This window comes from Pseudomonas agarici (assembly GCF_900109755.1).
Classification (GTDB): Bacteria; Pseudomonadota; Gammaproteobacteria; order Pseudomonadales; family Pseudomonadaceae; genus Aquipseudomonas; species Aquipseudomonas agarici.
In genome coordinates this window covers 36,445-57,683 of sequence record NZ_FOAR01000019.1, presented here as the reverse complement: position 1 = coordinate 57,683, position 21,239 = coordinate 36,445, and the positions used below count along the sequence as shown (strand labels likewise).

At 59.0% G+C, this 21,239-nt stretch carries 19 protein-coding genes and 1 pseudogene; 15 read left to right on the top strand and 5 right to left on the bottom strand.

The genetic code is table 11. The annotated features are described in order from the left end of the window. Positions 1-43: 43 nt before the first annotated feature. Positions 44-427, bottom strand: a complete 384-nt coding sequence (locus tag BMX68_RS17370; RefSeq protein WP_143063313.1) for a DUF2946 domain-containing protein — start codon at positions 425-427, stop codon at positions 44-46. Positions 428-836: 409 nt separating this feature from the next. Between BMX68_RS17370 and BMX68_RS17365 the strand changes: the two are divergent. Further along, positions 837-2,405, top strand: a pseudogene (locus BMX68_RS17365) (putative bifunctional diguanylate cyclase/phosphodiesterase); the annotation flags it as partial. Between the two features lie 8 nt (positions 2,406-2,413). Here BMX68_RS17365 and ehuA read toward each other — a convergent pair. The 4 genes from ehuA to ehuB form a co-directional block, all read right to left on the bottom strand. Continuing rightward, complete coding sequence (ehuA, locus tag BMX68_RS17360) at positions 2,414-3,208, bottom strand: ectoine/hydroxyectoine ABC transporter ATP-binding protein EhuA (RefSeq protein ID WP_017132397.1); 795 nt, start codon at positions 3,206-3,208, stop codon at positions 2,414-2,416. Positions 3,209-3,288: 80 nt separating this feature from the next. Further along, complete coding sequence (ehuD, locus tag BMX68_RS17355; protein ID WP_060783125.1) at positions 3,289-3,945, bottom strand: ectoine/hydroxyectoine ABC transporter permease subunit EhuD; 657 nt, start codon at positions 3,943-3,945, stop codon at positions 3,289-3,291. Next, positions 3,942-4,601: an ectoine/hydroxyectoine ABC transporter permease subunit EhuC gene (gene ehuC, locus BMX68_RS17350; RefSeq protein ID WP_017132398.1), complete on the bottom strand. Its 660-nt coding sequence runs from the start codon at positions 4,599-4,601 to the stop codon at positions 3,942-3,944. The genes ehuD and ehuC overlap by 4 nt, the downstream gene beginning before the upstream one ends. A gap of 69 nt (positions 4,602-4,670) precedes the next feature. Further along, positions 4,671-5,528 carry an ectoine/hydroxyectoine ABC transporter substrate-binding protein EhuB gene (gene ehuB / locus BMX68_RS17345; RefSeq protein WP_017132399.1) on the bottom strand — a complete coding sequence of 286 codons (858 nt, stop codon included), beginning with the start codon at positions 5,526-5,528 and terminating at the stop codon, positions 4,671-4,673. A gap of 279 nt (positions 5,529-5,807) precedes the next feature. On the opposite strand from ehuB, the gene ehuR reads away from it, so the two are divergent. The 14 genes from ehuR (at position 5,808) to BMX68_RS17275 (ending at position 21,220) form a co-directional block, all read left to right on the top strand. Next, positions 5,808-7,202 carry a MocR-like ectoine utilization transcription factor EhuR gene (gene ehuR / locus BMX68_RS17340; RefSeq protein ID WP_017132400.1) on the top strand — a complete coding sequence of 465 codons (1,395 nt, stop codon included), beginning with the start codon at positions 5,808-5,810 and terminating at the stop codon, positions 7,200-7,202. Positions 7,203-7,312: 110 nt separating this feature from the next. After that, positions 7,313-8,284: a hydroxyectoine utilization dehydratase EutB gene (eutB, locus tag BMX68_RS17335; RefSeq protein ID WP_017132401.1), complete on the top strand. Its 972-nt coding sequence runs from the start codon at positions 7,313-7,315 to the stop codon at positions 8,282-8,284. A 35-nt stretch (positions 8,285-8,319) separates the two neighbouring features. Next, positions 8,320-9,312: an ectoine utilization protein EutC gene (gene eutC / locus BMX68_RS17330; RefSeq protein ID WP_074862415.1), complete on the top strand. Its 993-nt coding sequence runs from the start codon at positions 8,320-8,322 to the stop codon at positions 9,310-9,312. 41 nt (positions 9,313-9,353) lie between these two features. Further along, positions 9,354-10,544 (top strand): ectoine hydrolase DoeA, encoded by a 1,191-nt coding sequence (gene doeA / locus BMX68_RS17325; protein WP_017132402.1) that lies wholly within the window; start codon positions 9,354-9,356, stop codon positions 10,542-10,544. A 3-nt stretch (positions 10,545-10,547) separates the two neighbouring features. Then, positions 10,548-11,549 carry a N(2)-acetyl-L-2,4-diaminobutanoate deacetylase DoeB gene (gene doeB, locus BMX68_RS17320; protein ID WP_017132403.1) on the top strand — a complete coding sequence of 334 codons (1,002 nt, stop codon included), beginning with the start codon at positions 10,548-10,550 and terminating at the stop codon, positions 11,547-11,549. A 109-nt stretch (positions 11,550-11,658) separates the two neighbouring features. Beyond that, positions 11,659-12,129 (top strand): Lrp/AsnC family transcriptional regulator, encoded by a 471-nt coding sequence (locus BMX68_RS17315; RefSeq protein ID WP_017132404.1) that lies wholly within the window; start codon positions 11,659-11,661, stop codon positions 12,127-12,129. Positions 12,130-12,262: 133 nt separating this feature from the next. Then, on the top strand, positions 12,263-13,735 hold the full coding sequence (locus BMX68_RS17310; protein ID WP_017132405.1) for an NAD-dependent succinate-semialdehyde dehydrogenase: 1,473 nt from the start codon (positions 12,263-12,265) through the stop codon (positions 13,733-13,735). Between the two features lie 11 nt (positions 13,736-13,746). Further along, positions 13,747-15,132 carry an aspartate aminotransferase family protein gene (locus BMX68_RS17305; RefSeq protein ID WP_017132406.1) on the top strand — a complete coding sequence of 462 codons (1,386 nt, stop codon included), beginning with the start codon at positions 13,747-13,749 and terminating at the stop codon, positions 15,130-15,132. 246 nt (positions 15,133-15,378) lie between these two features. Next, positions 15,379-16,272 (top strand): amidohydrolase family protein, encoded by an 894-nt coding sequence (locus tag BMX68_RS17300; protein WP_026013224.1) that lies wholly within the window; start codon positions 15,379-15,381, stop codon positions 16,270-16,272. A 35-nt stretch (positions 16,273-16,307) separates the two neighbouring features. Next, complete coding sequence (locus BMX68_RS17295) at positions 16,308-17,282, top strand: alpha/beta fold hydrolase (protein WP_017132408.1); 975 nt, start codon at positions 16,308-16,310, stop codon at positions 17,280-17,282. A 242-nt stretch (positions 17,283-17,524) separates the two neighbouring features. Next, positions 17,525-18,520 (top strand): GlxA family transcriptional regulator, encoded by a 996-nt coding sequence (locus BMX68_RS17290; RefSeq protein WP_017132409.1) that lies wholly within the window; start codon positions 17,525-17,527, stop codon positions 18,518-18,520. A 347-nt stretch (positions 18,521-18,867) separates the two neighbouring features. Next, the gene (locus tag BMX68_RS17285; protein WP_060783132.1) at positions 18,868-19,557 is read left to right on the top strand and encodes an ABC transporter permease; all 690 of its coding nucleotides are present in this window, start codon (positions 18,868-18,870) and stop codon (positions 19,555-19,557) included. After that, complete coding sequence (locus BMX68_RS17280; RefSeq protein WP_017132411.1) at positions 19,554-20,549, top strand: ABC transporter ATP-binding protein; 996 nt, start codon at positions 19,554-19,556, stop codon at positions 20,547-20,549. The genes BMX68_RS17285 and BMX68_RS17280 overlap by 4 nt, the downstream gene beginning before the upstream one ends. 2 nt (positions 20,550-20,551) lie before the next feature. Further along, positions 20,552-21,220 (top strand): ABC transporter permease, encoded by a 669-nt coding sequence (locus BMX68_RS17275; protein ID WP_026013225.1) that lies wholly within the window; start codon positions 20,552-20,554, stop codon positions 21,218-21,220. Positions 21,221-21,239: the final 19 nt, after the last annotated feature.

Sequence of the window (21,239 nt, the reverse complement as noted above, 5' to 3'; positions counted from 1 at the left end):
CGTGATGTTCAGCGGGTGGTTTGTTTTTTAGGGAACGCCTGGATCAGGCCTGGGGCGGTCCGCGTGGACACAGATCCAGCGGCCATTGATACGGTGGGAGGGGTGTCTTGCAGGGCGCGGCAGGCGCTGCGGCGGGCACCTGCGGCGCCAGTATCGTCACGGCCCAGAGCAGGGCCGGACTGTCGTGAAACAACGAACAATAGCCACAGGCATCGAGCGCTTCGTGAACGCCGCCATGACCAGGCTCACCAACGGAATGCTGATGCCCGGCGGCGTTCATGACATGTTGGGAGCACCAGGCACCGTCCGGCGGCTGATGCTCCAGGGCCTGGACGGTACGGGAAATTGTCGGTACGAACAGCAACAGACCCAGGGCCAGCATGGCCAGCCAGGTAGCGAATCGTTGCTGAGTTCGAGTACGCGGCACGTGGGGTCCCGGTCCGGGGCAAGGAGAAAGCTGTGATCTTGCCACGTCGAGAGCGCTCGGCAAAGGCCGGCGGCAATCTGCCGCACCCGCTACTCAAGCTTGCACATGGCGTCTGATCTGTTGCTCCGCGTGTGATACCCGTGGCTGTGGCAACCGAACTTGAGCGAACGAACCAACCGTACAGGCTACTAGGGAGTCGGTAAGCCGACTCCCATGGCCATCAAACCTCTTGGGTGCCCTGCGAATTGATCGTTGGAGGAAGAGCCCGCCTGGCTAAATCATGATTGGTCGATTTAAAAGAATCATGCCAGACGGCCATTTCCATGGCACTCCAATAGAAGCAGTATGCCGTCACTGTAGTAAGGCTTTAGCCTGGATTGGCACCAGGGAATAAACCATTGAAAAAAACCTAGTCGGCGAGCTGCTGTTCGCGCAGAACGTCTACATCGCACTGTTCGACGAGGCGACCGGCGAAGTGACCTTTCCGTACTATGCCTATGAGCGAGGGACCACCTGCCCGGCGGCACGGCGTGGGCACCGGGGGTTGACCGAGTACGTTATCCGTCAGCGTCGCCCTTGTCTGGTCGACACCGAGGAGTCCGAGCGATTGTCGGCGAGCGGCGAAACCGAAAGGGCCCATGAGTCTGTCCGATCCTACTCTTGGCTGGGCGTTCCACTGTTCGATGGCGATGCGGTGCGCGGCGTGCTGGCGGTACAAAGCTACACCTCGCAGGTGCGCTACACCTTGCGCGACCAGGAATTGCTGACATTCGTGTCGCGACACATCGACACGGCGTTGTCGCGTCGCACCGCTGCCGAAGCCATCCATGCCGCCAACTTGATGCTTGAGGCACGGGTGCAGAGCCGCACCCGCGAACTCGATCACGCCAACGCCAACGCCAAGTTGCAGCACGAAAACTCCCATGATGCGCTGACCGGGCTAGCCAATCGTACCTACCTGCAACAGCGCCTCAATCAGGCCTGGTCGCGATTCGACAGCGAAGGCGGGCACCTGTCGGTGATGTTCATCGACCTCGACCGCTTCAAGATGGTCAACGACAGTCTCGGCCATCACTTCGGCGACCTGTTGCTGATACAGGCAGCCGACCGTCTGCGCGGCTGCCTACGCGATACCGATATGTTGGCGCGGGTGGGAGGCGATGAGTTTTCGGTGCTCGCTCCCGAGGCGTCACTGGACGTAGTCATCGACATCGCCGAGCGGGTCCTGGGGGCGTTTGAACTGCCGTTTTTCATCAATGGCCATGAAGTCTTTTCGTCCTGCAGTATCGGTAGTGTCAGTGCCGACAGCCAGTTCCACCATGAGCCGGCTGACTGGCTGCGCGATGCCGATGCGGCGATGTACCGGGTCAAGAGCGCGGGGCGCGACAGCTACGCGGTATTCAACCAGGAAGTGCGTCGCCAAGTCTCGGACCAGGTCGAACGTGAAGGTGCCTTGCGCAATGCGCTTAAGCGCACCGATGAATTGCTGGCGTCTTTCCAGCCGATTGTCAGCGTCGACAGCGGTGAACTGTTGGCCCTTGAAGCGCTGGTCCGCTGGCATCAGCCGGGTGGCCGGGTGATCGCGCCGGGCGAGTTTCTGCCGGACTTCGAGGGCTTGCGCCTGATCGGCCGATTGGATCTGTACATGCTGACCAGTATTGCCGTAATCCTCGCCCAACCCCAGCACGCCAACTGGCCGCCGGTGCACGTCAACTGCTCCAGCTACAGCATGACACGCCCGGACTTCGCCAGTGAGGTGCTGGCACTGTTGGCCAGGCACCAGGTCTCGCCGTCGCGGATCTGCCTGGAGCTCACCGAAGGCGTCGAGGACGCCGCGACCCTGGAGCTGTTGCGCGAAATGGGCGCGGGGCAGGCCCAGGGGTATTACTTTGCCAAGCCGATGGGGTTGGAGGCGTTGACGACGTGTTTCGCGCGCGGCGGATCGGTGCTCGGCTGGGGAGGCTCAATCAGGCGTTAGCGCGACATCTAGTTGGCTTCCTTCACCGCACTGAGAAACGCACAGGTGCGTTCTTGCCGCGGGTGTTCGAAGATCTGTGCCGGGGTGCCCTGCTCATGAATCTGCCCCTTATAGAAAAAGCACACACGATCGGCGAACTCGCGGGCGAAACCCATTTGGTGCGTCACCATCAGCATGGTCAGGTTGTGTTCGGTGCCGAGTTTACGGATCACATTGAGCACTTCGCCACACAGTTCCGGGTCGAGCGCGGAGGTTACTTCGTCGAACAGCATGACTTTCGGGCGCATGGCCAGTGCCCGGGCAATCGCCACCCGTTGTTGCTGACCGCCGGACAGTTGCGAAGGGTAATGTCCGAGTTTGCTGCCCAAGCCCACCAGTTCCAGCAAGTCTGCTGCTCGCTCGCGCGCCTCGGTCGGTTTCATGCCAAGGACTTGGACGGGTGCCTCAATGACGTTTTGCAGCGCTGTCATGTGTGGAAACAGGTTGAAACTCTGGAACACCATGCCGATTTTGCCGCGCACTCGACGAATATGCCGATCATTGGCCGGCACCAGCACACCGTTGCGGTTAAGCATGTGGGTCAACAGGTCGTCCTCGATGCGGATCAGCCCGTCATCGATACCTTCGAGTGTCATCAGCACGCGTAGCAGGGTGGATTTGCCGGAGCCGCTGGGACCGATGATCGCGACTTTCTCGCCGGGTGAGACGTCCAGATTCAAGTGGTCGAGCACGGTAAAGTTGCCGTAGCTCTTGGTGACGTCCTGGAAGCTGACGATTGGCTTGACCGCTTTGGTTTCCTGCATGGCCATGGCCTCCTGCGGATGCAGCGATGTCGGGTTGCCGTGCCGGGAAAGGCCGCCAAGTGTCGAGAGTAGAGAAGTCATTAGCGTAGCTCCAGGCGCACTTCAAGGCGCCGTACCAGATAAGCCAAGGCGATGCTCAGGGCGAGGAAAAACAGACCGACCATGGTGATCGGTTCCAGGTAGCGGAAGTTCTCGGAGCCGATGTTCTTGGCCTGTTGCATGATTTCCACCACGGTAATCGCCGACAGCACCGGCGTATCCTTGAGCATCGCCACCAGGTAGTTGCCTAATGGCGGCAGGATTGGCCGCAGGGCCTGGGGCAGGATGATGTGGCGATAGGCGCCGTAGGGGGCCATGTTCAACGCTGTGACCGCTTCCCATTGCGCTCGCGGCACGGCATCGAGGCCACTGCGATACACCTCGGCGATGTAGCAGGCGTAATGCAGGCCGATACCGATAATCCCCACTTGCATGGCGCTCATGCTGACGCCGTAGTTGGGCAGCACGTAGTAGAGGAAATACACTTGGATCAGCAGCGGCGTGCTACGGATGAACTCGATCACGGCGGTGGCCGGCCACGACAGCCAGACTCTGCGGCTGCGTCGGCCGATGGCCAGGAACAGCCCGAGTACAATGGCGATCAGGAAACCGATCAGGGTAATCCCCACGGTGTTCAGTGAGGCACGGAGCAAATCGGGAAGGATTTGCCAGGCATAGGTCCAGTCGAACAGTGTCATGACAGACCTCCTCGCATCCGCCCGCGAGCCAGATGACGCTCAATGCGACGCATGCCGATGTTGATCGCCTGCGCCATGACAAAATACATCACCAGCGCCAGGCTAAAAATTTCCAGGGTTTGGAACGTTGCCTGATCCAGTTGACGGGCCCGAAAGCTCAGGTCGGATAAGGTGATCAACGACACCAGCGAAGTATTTTTCAGCAATTCGATCAGTAGGTTGGTACCCGGTGCGATAGCGGCCAGCAACGCCTGCGGCAGAATGATGCGGCGAAAGCGCTGGTAGCCGCTGAAGTTCAGCGCCGTGGACGCTTCGTATTGACCCTTGGCCACCGAGCTGATTGCGCCGCGCATCACCTCGGCACCGTAAGCGCCGATGTGCAGCCCCAGGCCGACGATGGCCACGCTGTAGGGACTCAGTTCAAGATTGAACGGCGGCAGCGGCAGCACGAAAAACAGCCAGAACAATTGCACCAGCAACGAGGTCCCGCGAAACACTTCAATGTAGGCGATGGAAAACCAGCGCAATGGCCGCCATGGCGACATACGGCCCAGTGCCGCGAGAATCGCCGCGACAATCGCCAGCAGCGAACCGAAGATTGTCACCTGAAGCGTCACCCAGGCGCCTTGTATCAATAGCGGAAGTAATTCACCCATGGTTTAAACCTGGCCATCCGGATTGAGCAGGGAAATAGGCATCGCGCCGTGGCGCCATGCCTGTTTCGACTATTGAGCGCAGAGCTCGGCAGCCGTTTTGCCGGTCACGTTGGATTTGTCGAACCCAAAAGGGGCGACCGCCTTGAGGTGATCTTCGGAGCCCAGCCACTTTTTCAACTCGGCGTTGACCGCATCGCGCAAGTCTTTGTCTTCTGGACGGAAGGCGAGGGCGCCGTATCCGATGTGCGACGGGTCGTCCTTGAATGCCATGACCGCTTCGACTTTTTCACCACCTTTGGCGGCCAGACTTTTCATGGTCAGTTGAGTACCCACGGCGGCATCGGCACGTCCGGCGCGCACGGCTTGCAACTGGGCGGTGGTGTCCGGTACCTGGAGGATTTGCGCATCCTTCACCCCCGAATCCCGTGCATAGGCCAGGTTCACCGTGCCGGCCATGATTGCCAGCTTCACCTCGGGGTTCTTGGCGATGTCTTCATAGCTGTGCAGGTTCTTCGGGTTGCCTTTGGCTGTCAGTAGCGCGTCCGGCAGTTGATACTGCGGATCGGTGAACAACACCTGCTTGCAACGAGCAGGGGTGATGTACATACCGGCGGCAATTACATCGAAACGCCCGGCGCGCAGCCCTGGAATCAACGAGCCCCACTCGGTCAACACGCCGTCGACCTTCTTGATACCCATTTTTTCGAAGATGGCTTTGGCGATTTCCGGTGATTCACCGGTGACCCTGCCGTCGGTTTCGGTAAAGGCGAACGGGGTTTCGTTGGCATAACCGATGCGGATATTGCTGTTCTGTTTAATGGTTTCCAGCGTACCGGCGGCGTGGGCGCTGGCGGCCAGGCCGAACATCGCGCAGGCCACGAACAGGCGACGCAAAACATGGGTAGGGCGGGAGGGGAAATTGCTCATCGATAAAATCTCCTGTTTCTTGTTGACCCGTCGGTGACGGCTCTGTGGTAGGAGGCAGTGTGACAAGAGCAAAGCGTATAAGAACTGATCCCATGGATAGGGGAACAGTTCCGATACAGGTCAATGGGCTTCTTTGTGGGCTTGAATGATAGCCTGGGCGTCGACCTTGACCTGAGCATACAAAAGCTCTGAGTCTCATTGTATTGCACTAGGACAATTGCTTTGCAGGGATTCTAGCGGGATGCTGTCCCGACGAGCACAGACCGGGACTTAGCGTTGATGGACAAGTGGAAAGCGGCATTGGAAATCGCCCGCAGCGGCGAATCTAAATACAAGATTCTGGTGCAGGCGATTGCCGACGATATCGAGCAGGGCGTCCTCGTCAACGATCAACGCCTGCCACCACAGCGTAATGTTGCCGAAGCCATGGGTATCAGCGTGCAGACGGTCACCAATGCCTATAAGGAGCTGGAGCGTCAGGGCCTGGTGCGTTGTGAGGTTGGGCGTGGCAGTTTTGTTTCGCGGCGCATGAGCGATCGCGTGGCTACCTATATTCTCGATAGCCCCGAACGGGCCCTGGTGGATTTTTCTATCGCGCGGATCCTACACACCCGCGAGCACGACCAGTTCTGGCGTGACACCTGCCGTGAGCTCAGCATGGAGGAGGATCAGCCATGGATTCATGCATTTCGCCCGATTGCCGGTTTCGAGTCGCACCGCGAAGAGGCCATGCACTGGATTGGCCGACAAGGACTGCGGGTGGAGCGTGATGATATTCTGATCACCAACGGTGCGGCTCATGGCATCTTCCTGGCGCTGGCGTCTCTGGCGGGGCCTGATGATGTGGTGCTCTGCGAAGGGATCACCGACCATGGCGTCATCGGTAACTCGCAGGTGTTGGGATTCACCCTCAAAGGCCTGGAGATGGACCGTTATGGCATTGACCCGGAACATTTCGAAGACATGTGCAGCAATGAGCGCATCACCGCGCTGGTGTGCACGCCTAACCTGAACAACCCGACCACCAGCCTGATGCCTGACAGTCGTCGTCGGGAGATTGCCGACATCGCCCGGCGTTTCGGCGTACACATCATCGAGGACGATGTCTACGGGCCGTTGCTGGATGAGCATCGCGCGCCGCCTATCAGCCATTACCTGCCGGAGCTGTCGTTCTATTGCACCAGCATGACCAAGTCAGTGCTGACCGGTCTGCGCATCGGTTATCTGGTGATGCCCAAGCGTCTGGCGCTGCGCACCGAGAGCATCTTGCGGGTCAATAGCTGGATGGCCACGCCCATGGTCTCCGAGATCGCGGCGCGCTGGATTCGCGACGGTCGTGCTGACACGCTCGTGCGTTTGCAGCGCAAACTGTTGGCCGGTCGTCAGGCCATGGTCAGCGAGTACTTGGGCGAACACCTGCTCGGCCAGCATCCTCATGCGTTGAATGCATGGGTGGGTATTCCCCGGCATTGGGAGGTCGACAGCCTGGTGCGGGCCTTGCGTCACCGGCATATTGCCGTTGCCTCGCCGGACCCGTTCACCGTGCGTGGCACGCCTCGGTCAAGGGCCGTGCGGATTTGTGTCGGTGCCGAATGCAGCGACGAGGAGATGTGCGATGCGCTGATGGGCATGCGCGAGATATTCAGTCAGTACCCGCAAATCCATGACTTTTGAGAGAGAAAAGTCCGCAAGAAAGTTTGTCGGTTAAATTGCCCTAGTACATTCATTGTGACAATCCAGTCCTCTTAGACTGCGCCCAACCACAGCATAGTCGGGACGCGGTCATGTCAACGTTGCAGCTACAGGATGTTTACCTCGCTCGCCAGCGCATCGAATCGTTGATCCGGCGCACTCCCATGGAATATTCGCCCAGCCTTTCGCAGCGATTGGGCGTGGCGGTGTACCTCAAACTCGAATCCCAGCAACTCACCGGCAGTTTCAAATTGCGCGGTGCGAGCAACGCTGTCGCACAACTCAGCGTCGAACAACAGGCCCGGGGCGTGGTGGCGGCATCGACCGGCAATCACGGTCGAGCACTGGCGTATGCCGCGTTCCGGCAGGGCGTGAAGGCGACCATCTGCCTGTCGCACCTGGTGCCCGCGAACAAGGTCCAGGCCATTCGCGATCTGGGAGCCGAGGTGTGCATCGTCGGCCAGTCCCAGGACGATGCTCAGCGTGAAGCCGAGCGGATCGCCAGCGAGCAAGGCGCGACATTGCTGCCACCGTTCGATCACCCGGCCATCATCGCCGGACAGGGCACGCTGGGGCTGGAAATTCTCGAGCAGCTGCCGGACGTGGCGCAAATCCTCGTGCCGTTGTCCGGCGGCGGGCTGTTTGCCGGTGTGGCGCTGGCGATCAAAAGCGCCAGCCCGCTCATCGTCACTCACGGCATCAGCATGCAACGCGGTGCGGCCATGCACGCCAGCCTCGCGGTCGGGCATCCGGTGGCAGTCGAGGAGCTGCCGACCCTGGCCGATTCGCTGGGTGGCGGCATCGGCCTGGACAACCGTTACACCTTCAGCATGACCCGCGACCGCTGTGATCACCTGCATCTGCTCAGCGAAGCCTCCATCGCCAATGCCATCCGCCATGCCTATCGCGAAGAACGACTGGTAGTGGAAGGCGCGGCGGCGGTGGGCATCGCCGCATTGCTTGACGGACTGATCGAGCCACGCGGACCGATCGTGGTGGTGGTCAGTGGCCGTAACGTCGACATCGATCAGCATTTACGTGTCCTGACGGGCGCGGATGCCTGAACCCAAACAATAACCGTCTGACTGGAGCTGCGTTGATGAGTGAAATCATTCTATTGAGCGAAGCGGATCTGCGCGCCTGCGTGGCGCTGGATTTGCCCAGCATCGATGCCATCGAACAGGCCTTCGTGCTGCTGGCCACGGCGGCGGTGGCGATGCCGCCGATCCTGCGTTTGGACATCCCCGAACACAATGGCGAAGTGGATGTGAAGACCGCGTACCTGCCGGGTCTGGAGCGCTTTGCGATCAAGGTCAGTCCGGGTTTTTTCGACAATCCGAAACTCGGGCTGCCAAGCCTCAACGGCATGATGATGCTGTTGTCGGCACGTACCGGTGTGCTGGAGGCCTTGCTGCTGGATAACGGTTACCTGACCGCCGTGCGCACGGCGGCGGCGGGCGCGGTGGCCGCGCGTGCGCTGTCGCGGGCCGACAGTCGCTGTGTGGCGTTGATCGGTGCCGGCGAGCAGGCGGCTTTGCAGCTTCAGGCGTTGCGGCTGGTGCGGCCGATTGCAACGGTGCGGGTTTGGGCGCGTGACAGCGCCAAGGCTCAAGCCTTTAGCACCGAGCTGGCGCGTGACAGCCGTCTGGCGGTCGTACCTTGCGCGAGCATCGACGAGGCCATGGCCGGTGTGGACATTGCGATCACCTGCACCCCCAGTCGTGAGCCCTTGATCGAGGCGCGCCACCTGCATCCTGGCTTGCATATCACCGCCATGGGCTCGGACGCCGAACACAAAAACGAAATTTCCCCCCAGGCCTTGGCCAAGGTCGACCGCTATGTGGCCGATCGCCTGAGTCAGACGCGCATCCTCGGCGAGTTGCATCACGCCTTGGTGGCCGGCGTCATGGCCGACGAAGCGAGCCTGGTGGAACTGGGGCAGGTACTGGCAGGCCAGCGTCCCGGCCGTATCGACGAGGCACAAGTGACCCTGTGCGACCTCACCGGCACCGGCGCCCAAGACACCGCCATGGCCAATCTGGCCTTCGAGCGGGCACGCTTGGCCGGCAAGGGCTTTCAGTTTGGCAGCTAATCCATTTTTCATCCGTGCAACATTTCTCGGAGGGCCTGTGCATGTCTCAGATAGTTGTCAATCTCCCGTTCCAGCGGGAGGAGTACGCCCTGCGTCTGGCCAAGGTTCGAGCGGCCATGCAGGCCCAGGGCATCGAGTTGTTACTGGTAACCGACCCGTCGAACATGGCGTGGCTGACCGGTTATGACGGTTGGTCGTTTTATGTTCATCAATGTGTGTTGTTGGCGCTCGACGGCGAGCCGGTCTGGTTTGGTCGTGGACAGGACGCCAATGGCGCCAAGCGCACAGTGTTCATGGGGCACGACAACATCGTTGGTTACCCGGATATCTACGTACAGTCCCGAGAACGCCATCCGATGGATTACCTGTCACGGGAAGTCATCAGTCGCCGGGGTTGGGACGCGCTGACCATCGGCGTGGAAATGGATAACTATTACTTTAGCGCCGCCGCGTACTTGTCGCTGAAAAAGCACCTGCCGAGGGCTACCCTGGTCGACGCGGTCGGGTTGGTGAACTGGCAGCGGGCAATCAAGTCGCCCCAGGAAATCGCCTACATGCGCATTGCCGCACGCATCGTCGAAAACATGCACCGGCGCATCTTTGAGCGGATCGAGCCGGGCCTGCGCAAAAATGAACTGGTGGCTGAAATCTACAGCAGCGGCATTCTCGGCGCCGATGGGCATGGTGGCGATTACCCGGCCATCGTGCCGCTATTGCCCACGGGGGCCGACGCCAGCGCGCCGCACCTGACCTGGGACGATACACCCTTCGAAAAAGGCGCCGGGACTTTTTTCGAGATTGCCGGTTGCTACAAGCGTTATCACTGTCCGCTATCGCGAACCATCTACTTGGGCAAGCCGCCACAGCATTTCCTCGACGGCGAAAAAGCTGTAGTCGAAGGCATCGCCGCAGGATTGGACGCGGCGAAGCCGGGCAACACCACTGGCGACATCGCCGTGGCGTTTTTCAAAGTGTTGGAAAAGTTTGGCATCCACAAGGACAGCCGTTGCGGCTACCCTATCGGAATCAGTTATCCGCCGGACTGGGGCGAGCGCACCATGAGCCTGCGCCCTGGTGACACCAGCGTGTTGCAACCGGGCATGACGTTCCACTTCATGCCAGGCTTGTGGATGGATGACTGGGGACTGGAAATCACCGAGAGCATTTTGATCACCGAGACGGGAGTCGAGACGCTGTGCGACGTGCCACGTCAACTGTTCGTGAAGGAGTGAATCATGAGCCAATTACTTGATAATCCGATCAATGCCACCGTGGATTTTACCCGCGAAGGCGTGCAGCACGGTTTTCTCAAACTGCCGTATTCCCGGGACGACTCGGCCTGGGGCTCGGTGATGATTCCGATCACCGTGATTAAGTGCGGCCGAGGGCCGACGGCGCTGTTCACCGGCGGTAATCACGGTGATGAATACGAAGGTCCGGTGGCGCTGAGCAAACTGGCGCAAAGCCTGACGGCTGGCGAAGTCACCGGACGGGTGATTATCGTGCCGTTCATGAACACCCCGGCGTTCCATGCGGGGCGGCGCACCTCGCCGATCGACAAGGGCAATCTCAATCGCAGTTTCCCCGGTAAGCCGAACGGCACCGTGACCGAGAAAATCGCCGATTACTTCAATCGGATTTTGTTGCCCATGGCCGACATCGTGCTGGACATTCATTCCGGTGGCCGAACCCTGGATTTCCTGCCTTTTGCGGCGTGTCATGTGTTGCCCGACAAGAAGCAGCAGGCGCTCTGCGAAGCCGGCATGCGCGCTTTCAATGCGCCTTACAGCATGCGTATGCTGGAACTGGATGCCGGGTCGATGTACGACACCGCCGCCGAGCGCCAAGGCAAGGTGTTTATCACCACCGAACTGGGTGGCGGTGGTTCCTCCACGGCGCGTAGCGTGGCGATTGCCGAGCGCGGGGTGCGCAATCTGTTGGTGCATGCGGGGATTCTCCAGGGCGAGATCCAGACCCGGAAGTCAATCATGCTCGACATGCCCGATGCCCATTGCTTTGTCACCAGCGAACACGCTGGTTTGCTGGAAATGTGCCGCGATCTAGGCGACAACGTGAGCAAGGGCGAGGTTGTCGCTCGCGTTTACGACGCTACTCGCAGCGGCGTCGCGCCGATGGAGTATCGTGCGTCTCGCAGCGGCCTGTTGGCGGCGCGCCATTTCCCCGGCATGGTGCAGTGCGGCGATACCATTGCGGTCATTGCCGATGTATTGACCTGACCCCAACCCGCGCAAGTGAGCCCCGCTAGCGATTGTGGCGTCAATACCGCCAGTGCGAGCAGGCTCGCTCCCAGGATTTCTCCCTCCATTTCAGGAGCGTATCGGACCCATGCACAAACTTGATCGCTATGACCTGAAAATCCTGCGAATCCTCGCCGAAGACGCTCGGATCACCAAGTCGAGCCTGGCCGAGGCGATCAATCTCTCGGTGACTCCGGCGTGGGAGCGGGTGCGTAAGCTGGAGGCGCTTGGACTGGTCAAGGGCTACCGGGCACAGATCGACTGGAACGCGGTGTTCAAGAGCCAGCAGGTGTTGGTGGAAATCACCCTGGCCCGGCACACCGCCCAGGACATGCGGCGTTTCGAGCAACGCATGAACGAGGCCGCCGAGGTAGCGTTCTGTTATGCCACCGGGGGGGGCATCGATTACCTGGCGATGATTCAGGCGCCGGACATCGACTATTACCAGCGGTTTATTGACCAGTTGTTGCTCGATGATCTAGGCATCGAACGTTACTTCACCTATATCGTGACCAAGACTATCAAGACCGCCGGAGCGTTGCCGGCTGAGCTGGCCTGACCCTCACCGCAAAAAGCCGCTGTTTGTCGGTGCTCAATCAGAAAAAACCGCTTGCCGCATCCCGCCAAACGCCAAATCACCCGCGCCGCGCTGCCCTAGCATGGACTCACGCACACGGTTTGGAGCGAACCTCATGACATACAAACATCCGCTGTTGTTCAAAGCGCTTTGCTACGTAGATGGGCATTGGGTCCACAGTGACAGCGGCCACAGCGTCGCCGTGCACAACCCGGCCGATGGCGAGTTGATCGGCCATGTGCCGATGCTCGATCAACCTCAGATCGTCGTCGCCGTAGATGCCGCACACCGGGCGTTTGCGGCCTGGCGTGAGCAAAGCCTCGATAGCCGTGGGGCGACTCTGCGGCGCTGGGCAGCGTTGATCCTGGAACATCAGGAAGATCTGGCGCGCATCCTGAGCCTGGAACAAGGCAAACCCCTGGCGGAGTCACGCGGCGAGATCGCCTACGCCGCCAGTTTCATTCCGTGGTTCGCCGAAGAGGCGCGACGCCTTTATGGGCAGAACATCCCCAGTCATATCCCCGGCGCGCATTTGGGCACCCTCAAGGAACCGGTCGGCGTCTGTGCGCTGCTGACACCGTGGAATTTCCCCTCGGCAATGATCACCCGCAAAGCCGCCGCGGCACTGGCCGCCGGTTGCACGGTGGTGATCAAACCGGCCCATGAAACGCCTTTTTCGGCATTGGCCCTGGCGCAACTGGCGGAAGAGGCCGGCTTCCCAGCCGGCGTGTTCAACGTGGTGCTGGGCGAACCGCAGATGACCATGCAAACTCTGGTTCAGGACAGCCGCGTGCGCTCGGTCAGTTTCACCGGCTCGACCCGCGTCGGCAAGTTGGTGCTGCAAGCGGCCGCTCAGGATGTGAAGAAGGTCTCGCTGGAGCTGGGCGGCAATGCGCCCTTCATTGTTTGCGCCGATGCCGATCTGGAGCTGGCGGTAAAAGTCGCGGTGGCGGCTAAGTTCCAGACCTCCGGCCAGGACTGCTGCGCGGCCAACCGAATCATGGTTCAACGCTCGATCTACCCGGCGTTCCTCAACCGCTTCGCCGCGGCGGTGCGTGAACTGCGGGTTGGCCCGGCGCTGGTGGGCGATCAGGAGCAAAGCGTCGACATTGGACCGTTGATGCATCAGGCCGCATTCGATGCCACCGCCGAACGCGTCGAAGACGCCTTGCAACACGGTGCGCAACGTCTGGTCGGTGGCGAGGCCCATGCCCTCGGCGGGTTGTTTTATCAACCGACGGTGTTGGCCGATGTCACGCCGCAAATGCGCATCTATCGCGAAGAGAATTTCGCGCCGATCGCGGGGGTCATGCCTTTCGACACCCTTGAGCAAGCCATCGAATGGGCCAACGACACCGAATACGGTCTGGCTGCCTACCTCTGTTCTAACCGCCTGGATTTGATCTACCCACTGATTCGCCGTCTCGACCACGCCATGATCGCCGTCAACGGCGTCAAATTCACCGGCCATCCGATTCCGTTCGGTGGCATGAAAGCCTCGGGGCTGGGCCGCGAGGGCGCCGCCGAGGGCTTCGAAGCCTTTGTCGAAACCAAATATTTTTGCCTGCACCATCAAGGCCAATTCTGAGGAGATCCGCCATGAGCCAAGCACTCGACTCGCTATTCGAACAAGACCGTGCGCACTTCATGCACCCATCGACCCACGCCCATGACCACGCCAGCGGCGCGCTCAAGGGGCGCATCATCAAGAGCGCATCGGGCATCCGTATCCGCGACCACGAAGGTCGTGAATTCATCGACGCCTTCGCCGGGTTGTATTGCGTGAACATTGGTTACGGGCGCACCGAAGTTGCCGATGCAATTTATAAGCAAGCCAAAGAACTGGCGTACTACCACACCTATGTCGGTCACTCGACCGAAGCGATCATCGAGCTATCGAGCCGCATCATCGACTGGGCGCCCGAGGGCATGAAGAAGGTCTATTACGGGCTTTCCGGTTCCGACGCCAACGAAACCCAGATCAAACTGGTGCGCTACTACAACAACGTGTTGGGTCGCCCGCAGAAGAAAAAAATCATCTCCCGTGATCGCGGCTACCACGGTTCGGGAATCATGACCGGCAGCTTGACTGGCCTGCCGAGCTTTCATCAGCATTTCGACCTGCCGGCCGAAGGGGTCAAGCACACCGTGTGCCCGCACTGGTATCGCAAAGCGCCGACCGGCATGGATGAAGCCGCATTCGTGGGTTATTGTGCCGATGAGCTGGAAAAAATGATCCTCGCCGAAGGACCGGATACCGTGGCGGCGTTTATCGGCGAGCCGCTGATGGGCACCGGCGGCATCGTCGTTCCACCGACCGGTTACTGGGCTGCGATGCAAGCGGTGCTGAATAAATACGACGTGTTGCTGATCGCCGACGAAGTGGTCTGCGCCTTTGGTCGATTGGGCTCGAAGATGGGCAGCCAGCATTATGGTATGCGCCCGGACCTGATCACCACGGCCAAAGGGTTGACCAGTGCCTATGCGCCATTGTCGGCGGTGATCGTCGGTGAAAAAGTCTGGGAGGTGATCGACAAGGCTTCCGAATCCCAAGGTGCCATGGGGCATGGTTGGACGTACTCCGGGCATCCGATCTGCGCGGCGGCGGCCTTGGCCAACCTCGATATTCTGGAGCGGGAAAACCTCACGGCCAACGCCGCCAAAGTCGGCGGTTACCTGAATCGGCGGATGCGTGAAACCCTGGAAGGGCATCCACTGGTGGGCGAAGTGCGCGGCGCCGGAATGCTGGCCGCGATCGAGTTCATGGCCGATCGTGAACAACGCACACCCTTCGATGCGGCATTGAAGGTGGGTCCGAAAATATCGGCAGCTTGCCTTGAACGCGGCATGATTGCCCGAGCGATGCCCCATGGCGATATTCTCGGTTTTGCACCACCGTTGGTCCTGACCGAGGAGGAGGCCGATCTGATCGTCGATATCACCAAAAGCGCGATCGACCAGGTAGCCAGCGAGATACTAGGCTAAGCTCGACCGCTCAGCAAAAAACCACTCGATCCTTCAATGAACGAGTGGTTTTTTATTTCCAGATCACAACAAAATCCCGCCATCGGTTGACCAAGCATGACTTAAGAAGGCGGCTGTTGGTCTAAAGCTCCGTCATGTCCGGCAAATCGTTCATGGCGAAATTTTGATATTACCCGTCGAGTTGGCGGGAGCGCCGAAGCGCCGCTGCCGATTATTGTTTTCGCATAAAAGCAGGAAACAATAATCATGCTGCCTTCGACAACAAGAATTGATAGTCATGTTCATCTTTACACCTCGAAAGACCTTCACCGAGTTTCTGGCATGCTGCCCTATGCGTTACCGAAGCCGCATCCACTTACAACTTATCTGGATAAACTTATCACTGCCGGAATTGCCCCGAGGCTGATTAACAATGTGCATCTAAGCATCCTCCCGGATTCGGAAAATGTGTTCACTTCTTTTGTTGAACTACAGGGCCTTCAAGCTGCCAACCCCAGCCGCTACGGAGGTATCCGGCTTGTAGGAACAATCAAGGCGGATCCAGCCTACGCCACATCGGAGCGTCTGGCTCATCCGCAGATTATCGGTGCTCGAATCGTTCTGCACGATGCGAAGCCCGAAACTGTTTCCGATACGAGCTTTAGTGATGAGCCATGGTCGGCGTTCTACGCTCGCTTGCTACCACACCAGCATCTGCATGTGTACGCCAAAGAGGCCGAGACAAACTTGCGCGTACTGCGCCAACTCCCCACTCATCTGCGCGTCGTCATTGATCATCTGGGCAGTTGCCACCGGGAACGCGGGCCTGATGAGCCGGCGTATAGCGCATTACTCAGCGAAGCGAGCAGGCGCGGCAACGTCTGGTTCAAAGGCCCAGGTTATCGCACCTCCACCGATCCAGTGGAGACTGCCGGTTATGTGATACAGATTGCCCGAATTGTCGGTGCCGACAAGATTCTGCTGGAAGCCACCGATTCACCGCATGTTGGAACGGACAACAAGGGTGTGCGCTATGCCCAACTATTTGATTTAGCCAAAGCCTTTCACTTTGTCGATGCGGTTGCACAACAGGTGTCCGCACAAACCCATATTCCTGTTGGCCAACTGCTCCAAGCAGCTTCTTGCCAATTGATAAGTTGATCTACGCCCACGCTTTTACCTCGAGATATCTAACGATGACGAACATTACGACAAAAGAAATCAACTTTACCGTTAAGTATGGCGACGCAACCCTAAGCCTCAAAGGCAGCTTATTTCAGCCGGAACAACTCGGCGCTGCGTCGCAAAAATTGCCACCGGTCATCTTCAACTCTGGCTTCACGGGGGGCGTGACGATGTATGGCCAACTGTTCAGTCGCGCCCTGGCAGCTCGAGGTTATCGCGTCATGACCTACGATGTGGCAGGCTTTTTCTCCAATAAGCACATCCGCAATACGTTTGAGGCGGATGGCAAGATCATCACTAACGTCATTCTCGAAGACCAGAAAGACGAAGTACTAGGTGCCATTGAGTGGGCGCGCACGACCTTCGGTGAGATGCCGGTGATCGCATCGTGGGCGATGGGCTCTGTGGCAAGCCTCGGTGCAGTGGCCGAACTGGCGGCGGCAGGGGGGGAACAGATTCGTTTTTGGGTGCCAATGAGTTACACCAACCTGCGCGAGTTGCAGACCTTGCGCGCAGACAAAGACGCGGCTGATGCCGCCATCCGGCGGCTCGCGGACGACGCGCCGATTCCTCCGTTCGATACCGGCACTGACGCAACGCGCCTCGGCTACTATCCGCTGGACCCTGAAACCCAGGCATATGTTGATCAGCAACTGGGCGGCTACACCGAAGCGGGAGGCGCGGATCGTTGGCCGGGCTGCACCTATGTGACCGCGAAGTCCTACACGTCCTATATGACGTATGACCCGGAGCAGTCGATCAAGGGGGCAACAGGCTTTCCGCCCGCGCTGATCATCCACGGTGCCGATAACACCCTACACAGGCCCTCGGAGTCGGTGCGCCTGCACCAGAACTACCCGGGTGATGCTGGCCCGAGCGCGCTGATCATTTCGCACATGCAACATGGTCAGCAAAATCAAGTCGACAGCCCTGTGTTCAAGTCAATGATCCAGCGCATCGACGAGGCCATTCGCGCGCGCGGTTGATCCACTCGACATTCTCCTGCGAGACTTCGGGCACCGTTGTCTCGTAGCGATCTCCGGCATTATGAGGTGTATTGCTCCCCTCATTCTGATCTGTGGTGATGCTGTGCATGGCTCGTTCACTGTCGCAACGATTCAATCTGGCTGAATGCGCGCCCAACCCCTAACATGGTGGATCCACAGCCACTTCCCTGAGTGGCCCGAGCTGTTCACTTGAACGGCTGGACCCTCTTAAAGGATCGGCGATGACAAGCCCCCGTGAGTCGGCGATGCCTGTATACAGCGACACAACCAAGCGAATTGGACTGCTCATTCTCCCTCAGTTTTCCATGATGGCACTGGCGGGCGCCAGCGAGCCTCTGCGCGCCGCGAACCGGCTGTCCGGTAAGGCGCTTTATGAGTGGACCCTCCTTACGGAGTCGGGAGGGGCGGTCAGCTCCAGCAGTGGCATCGAAATTCAGACCCTGTCGATCGAACAAGCCCCTGAGGTTGATCGCATTTTTGTGCTGGCGAGCCTGGACATCGAGCACCAGAAACCACCCAGGATGATACGGTTTCTGCAGCGTGCGGCGGCGCGAGGGAAAACCGTCGGTGCATTGAGTACCGGCACTTTCATTCTCGCTCGCGCCGGATTACTGGAAGGTAAGCGCTGCACTTTGCATTGGGAGTGCATCGCTCAATTCTCCGAGGAATTTCCCACCATCGAAGTCACCAGGGACCTGTATGTCAACCATGGCAATCGCTGGACATGTGGAGGAGGGACAGCGGCGATTGATCTGATGCTTGCGCAAATCGCGCTTGATTATGGTAGCCAGCTCGCCGCCAGCGTCGCGGAGCAATTCTTGCACGCCAGGATAAGAGCCCCGGAAGAACATCAGCGGATGTCGATACAGTGGCGATTCGGGGTTCACGATAAACGGCTGACGGTTGCCATTGCGGTTATGGAGAATAATCTGGAGAGCATCGTGGGTATCGAGGAGATCGCCGACAGATGCAATCTGTCGCATCGGCAATTGGAGCGATTGTGGCATCAGCATTTCGGTATGACACCCAAAAAATTCTATCTTGAACTCAGACTTAGCGAGGCCCGTCGATTACTGCGTGAAAGCACCCAGCCCATTGTTTCTATTGCCTACAGTTGCGGGTTCGTTTCGGCGTCTCATCTGGGCGCCGCTTACCGCCGGGTGTGGGGATGCACGCCAGGGGAAGAACGGCGGAAATTTGATGGTGCCCATTCTTGATTGCAAGCGCTTGGCGATGTCGCCCGCAGGCGCAATTTCTCGAACACCTCCTGAACCGATTCGTCCTACAAAACCGCATAGCAAGCTAATGACTTGATCCGGATGCTGATACGCTCCGGCGGCCTTTGGTTAATCGGCAATCTTCGATCCTTGCTTTCATGACCGCCCCTTTCCTTTGGCGCTGTACGTAGATGGGCTTCGTTATGTCGATTTTTTGATAGAGATCGTCGAACTCAAGGCTCAAGCTCCGTTCGGAACGAGGTAAGGTGACTTAAAAAGTCCGCCGTTCACTTTCAGATGGGCCGCTGGCAAAAAACAAAAATTATATATAAGAAGGCATAACACCCATGGAAACCATGAGTTTCATTCTGGAAAACGCTGGACTGATCAGCCTGTTACTCGGACAGCATCTTTTCATCGTGGCGGTTGCGGTGGGATTGGCAATTCTGACCGGTGTGCCTGTTGGGGTCGCGATATCCCAACAGGCTAGAGTTCGCCGTTGGGTCCTGGCCTTTGCCGCCGTGCTGATGACGATTCCCTCTGCCGCGCTGTTCGGGCTGATGATTCCAGCGTTGTCGTTGATTGGCTATGGAATCGGCGTAGTGCCGGCAGTCATTGCGCTCTTTCTCTATTCGCAGTTGCCGATCATTCGCAACACCACCACCGCGATCTCTAACATTGACCCTGCCCTGCGCGAGGCGGCGATCGGGATGGGAATGTCGACCTGGCAAAGGCTGCGCAAGGTTGAGCTGCCTATTGCGATTCCTCTCATCATGGCGGGAGTCAGGATGGCGACCGTCATCAACATCGGCATCGCGGCCATCGCGGCCTATATCGGCGCGGGCGGCCTGGGAAGTCTGATCATTCGCGGCATCGCCCAATCCGATACCCGCCAGCTATTGGCCGGAGCCATCGTTATCAGCGTCATTGCCGTGGCGGCCGACTATGCGCTGTATGCCCTGCAGCGCATCCTGACGCCAAAAGGCCTGAACCAGAACAACATGGCCGCTGGTCGAATGAAGGAAGCCACAACGTGATCCGGATCGAAAATTTAAGCAAGAAATTTGGCTCAATCACTGCCGTAGAAGATGTCTCATTCAATGTCGAAGAAGGGCAGATTTGCGTGCTGCTCGGGCCATCGGGCTGCGGCAAGACCACGACGTTGAAAATGATTAACCGGTTGATCACCCCGACGTCCGGCACCATCAGAATCAATGGTCGAGATACGTCCGAACTCGATAGCGTCACCCTCAAACGATCGATCGGCTATGTGATCCAGCAGGTCGGGTTGTTCCCGAACATGACCGTAGAAGAAAATATCTGCGTCGTACCTAATCTATTGGGCTGGGATAAAACCAAAAGCCGTCGACGAGCCGCGCAATTATTGGAAGTTGTGGCACTGGATCCATCCCAGTTTCTGAAACGATACCCCTGCGAGCTTTCGGGCGGTCAACAGCAGCGAGTGGGAGTCGCCCGAGCCCTGGCTGCGGACCCACCTGTCATGTTGATGGATGAGCCCTTTGGTGCGATCGATCCCATCAATCGCGACGGGATCCAGGACGAGTTCATGCGCATCCAGCGCCAAGTCGGAAAAACAGTGCTCTTTGTCAGTCACGATATAGACGAGGCTGTGAAGATGGCGGACTGTGTCGCCCTGTTCCACAACGGCAAAATCGAGCAGTTCGGCAGTTCCGATGATCTGCTGGCCCGGCCCAACAGCGAGTTCGTGGCTAACTTCATGGGCGGCGACCGGATCATCAAACGCCTGTGTCTGCTGTGTGCGGCTGACGTGGCCAGCAAGGTCCCGCCACGGGAGCACATGCAGATCGTAGGTGGCAACAGCGGCGTTTCACACTCGCTCCTGATCGTCAAACCTGCGGATGACTTGCGCCAGGTGCTTTCGCAATTGCTGGGTCGCGGCCAGGACTGGGCACTTTGCAACGACAGCGACGGGCGCTTTATCGGTTATGTCCATCAAGCCGACATCCTGGCGCGACTTGTCGAAAATATTACGCCGGTGGTGCACTGACGATGCCTGATTTACTTACCGGATTGTGGAAAGGGTTGCAGTTCTACTGGGACGACATCAGCTACCTGACGCTCCAGCATCTGCAGATCGTTGCGGTCAGTGGCGTCCTGGCGCTGCTCATTGCGCTGCCGTTAGGTGTCTGGATGAGCCGTCCGGCGAACCAGCGTTACGCCATGGCCAGCCTACAGGTGCTTAACGTAGGGCAGGCAATCCCCAAGCTCGCGTTGCTGGCATTGGCCATGAGTCTGATGGGTGTCGGCAGCGGCGCGGCTATCATCGGCTTGTTTGTCGCGACGTTGTTGCCCGTGGCAGTCAACACTTATGAAGGTTTGCGCGCAGTGCCGCAGCATCTACTCGAAGCCGCCGAGGCGATGGGCATGACGCCACGGGAGACGCTGTGGAAAGTTGAAATTCCGAACGCGATGAGCGTGATTTTCGCAGGTATCCGCACGGCGCTGGCGATCAACGTCGGTACCGCGCCGCTGGCCTTCCTGGTCGGCGGCGGCGGATTGGGCGAGTTGATTTTTACTGGGATCGACTTGAACGACTTCGGCATGATGCTGGCCGGTGCCGGGGCGACCGCGTTGTTGGCGGTTGCGGTCGATCTGGGCTGCGGTTTGATTCAAACCATCGCAGTGTCACGGGGCTTGAGGTTGGCCGGGCGAGAATGAACCTGAAGACCAGCGACAA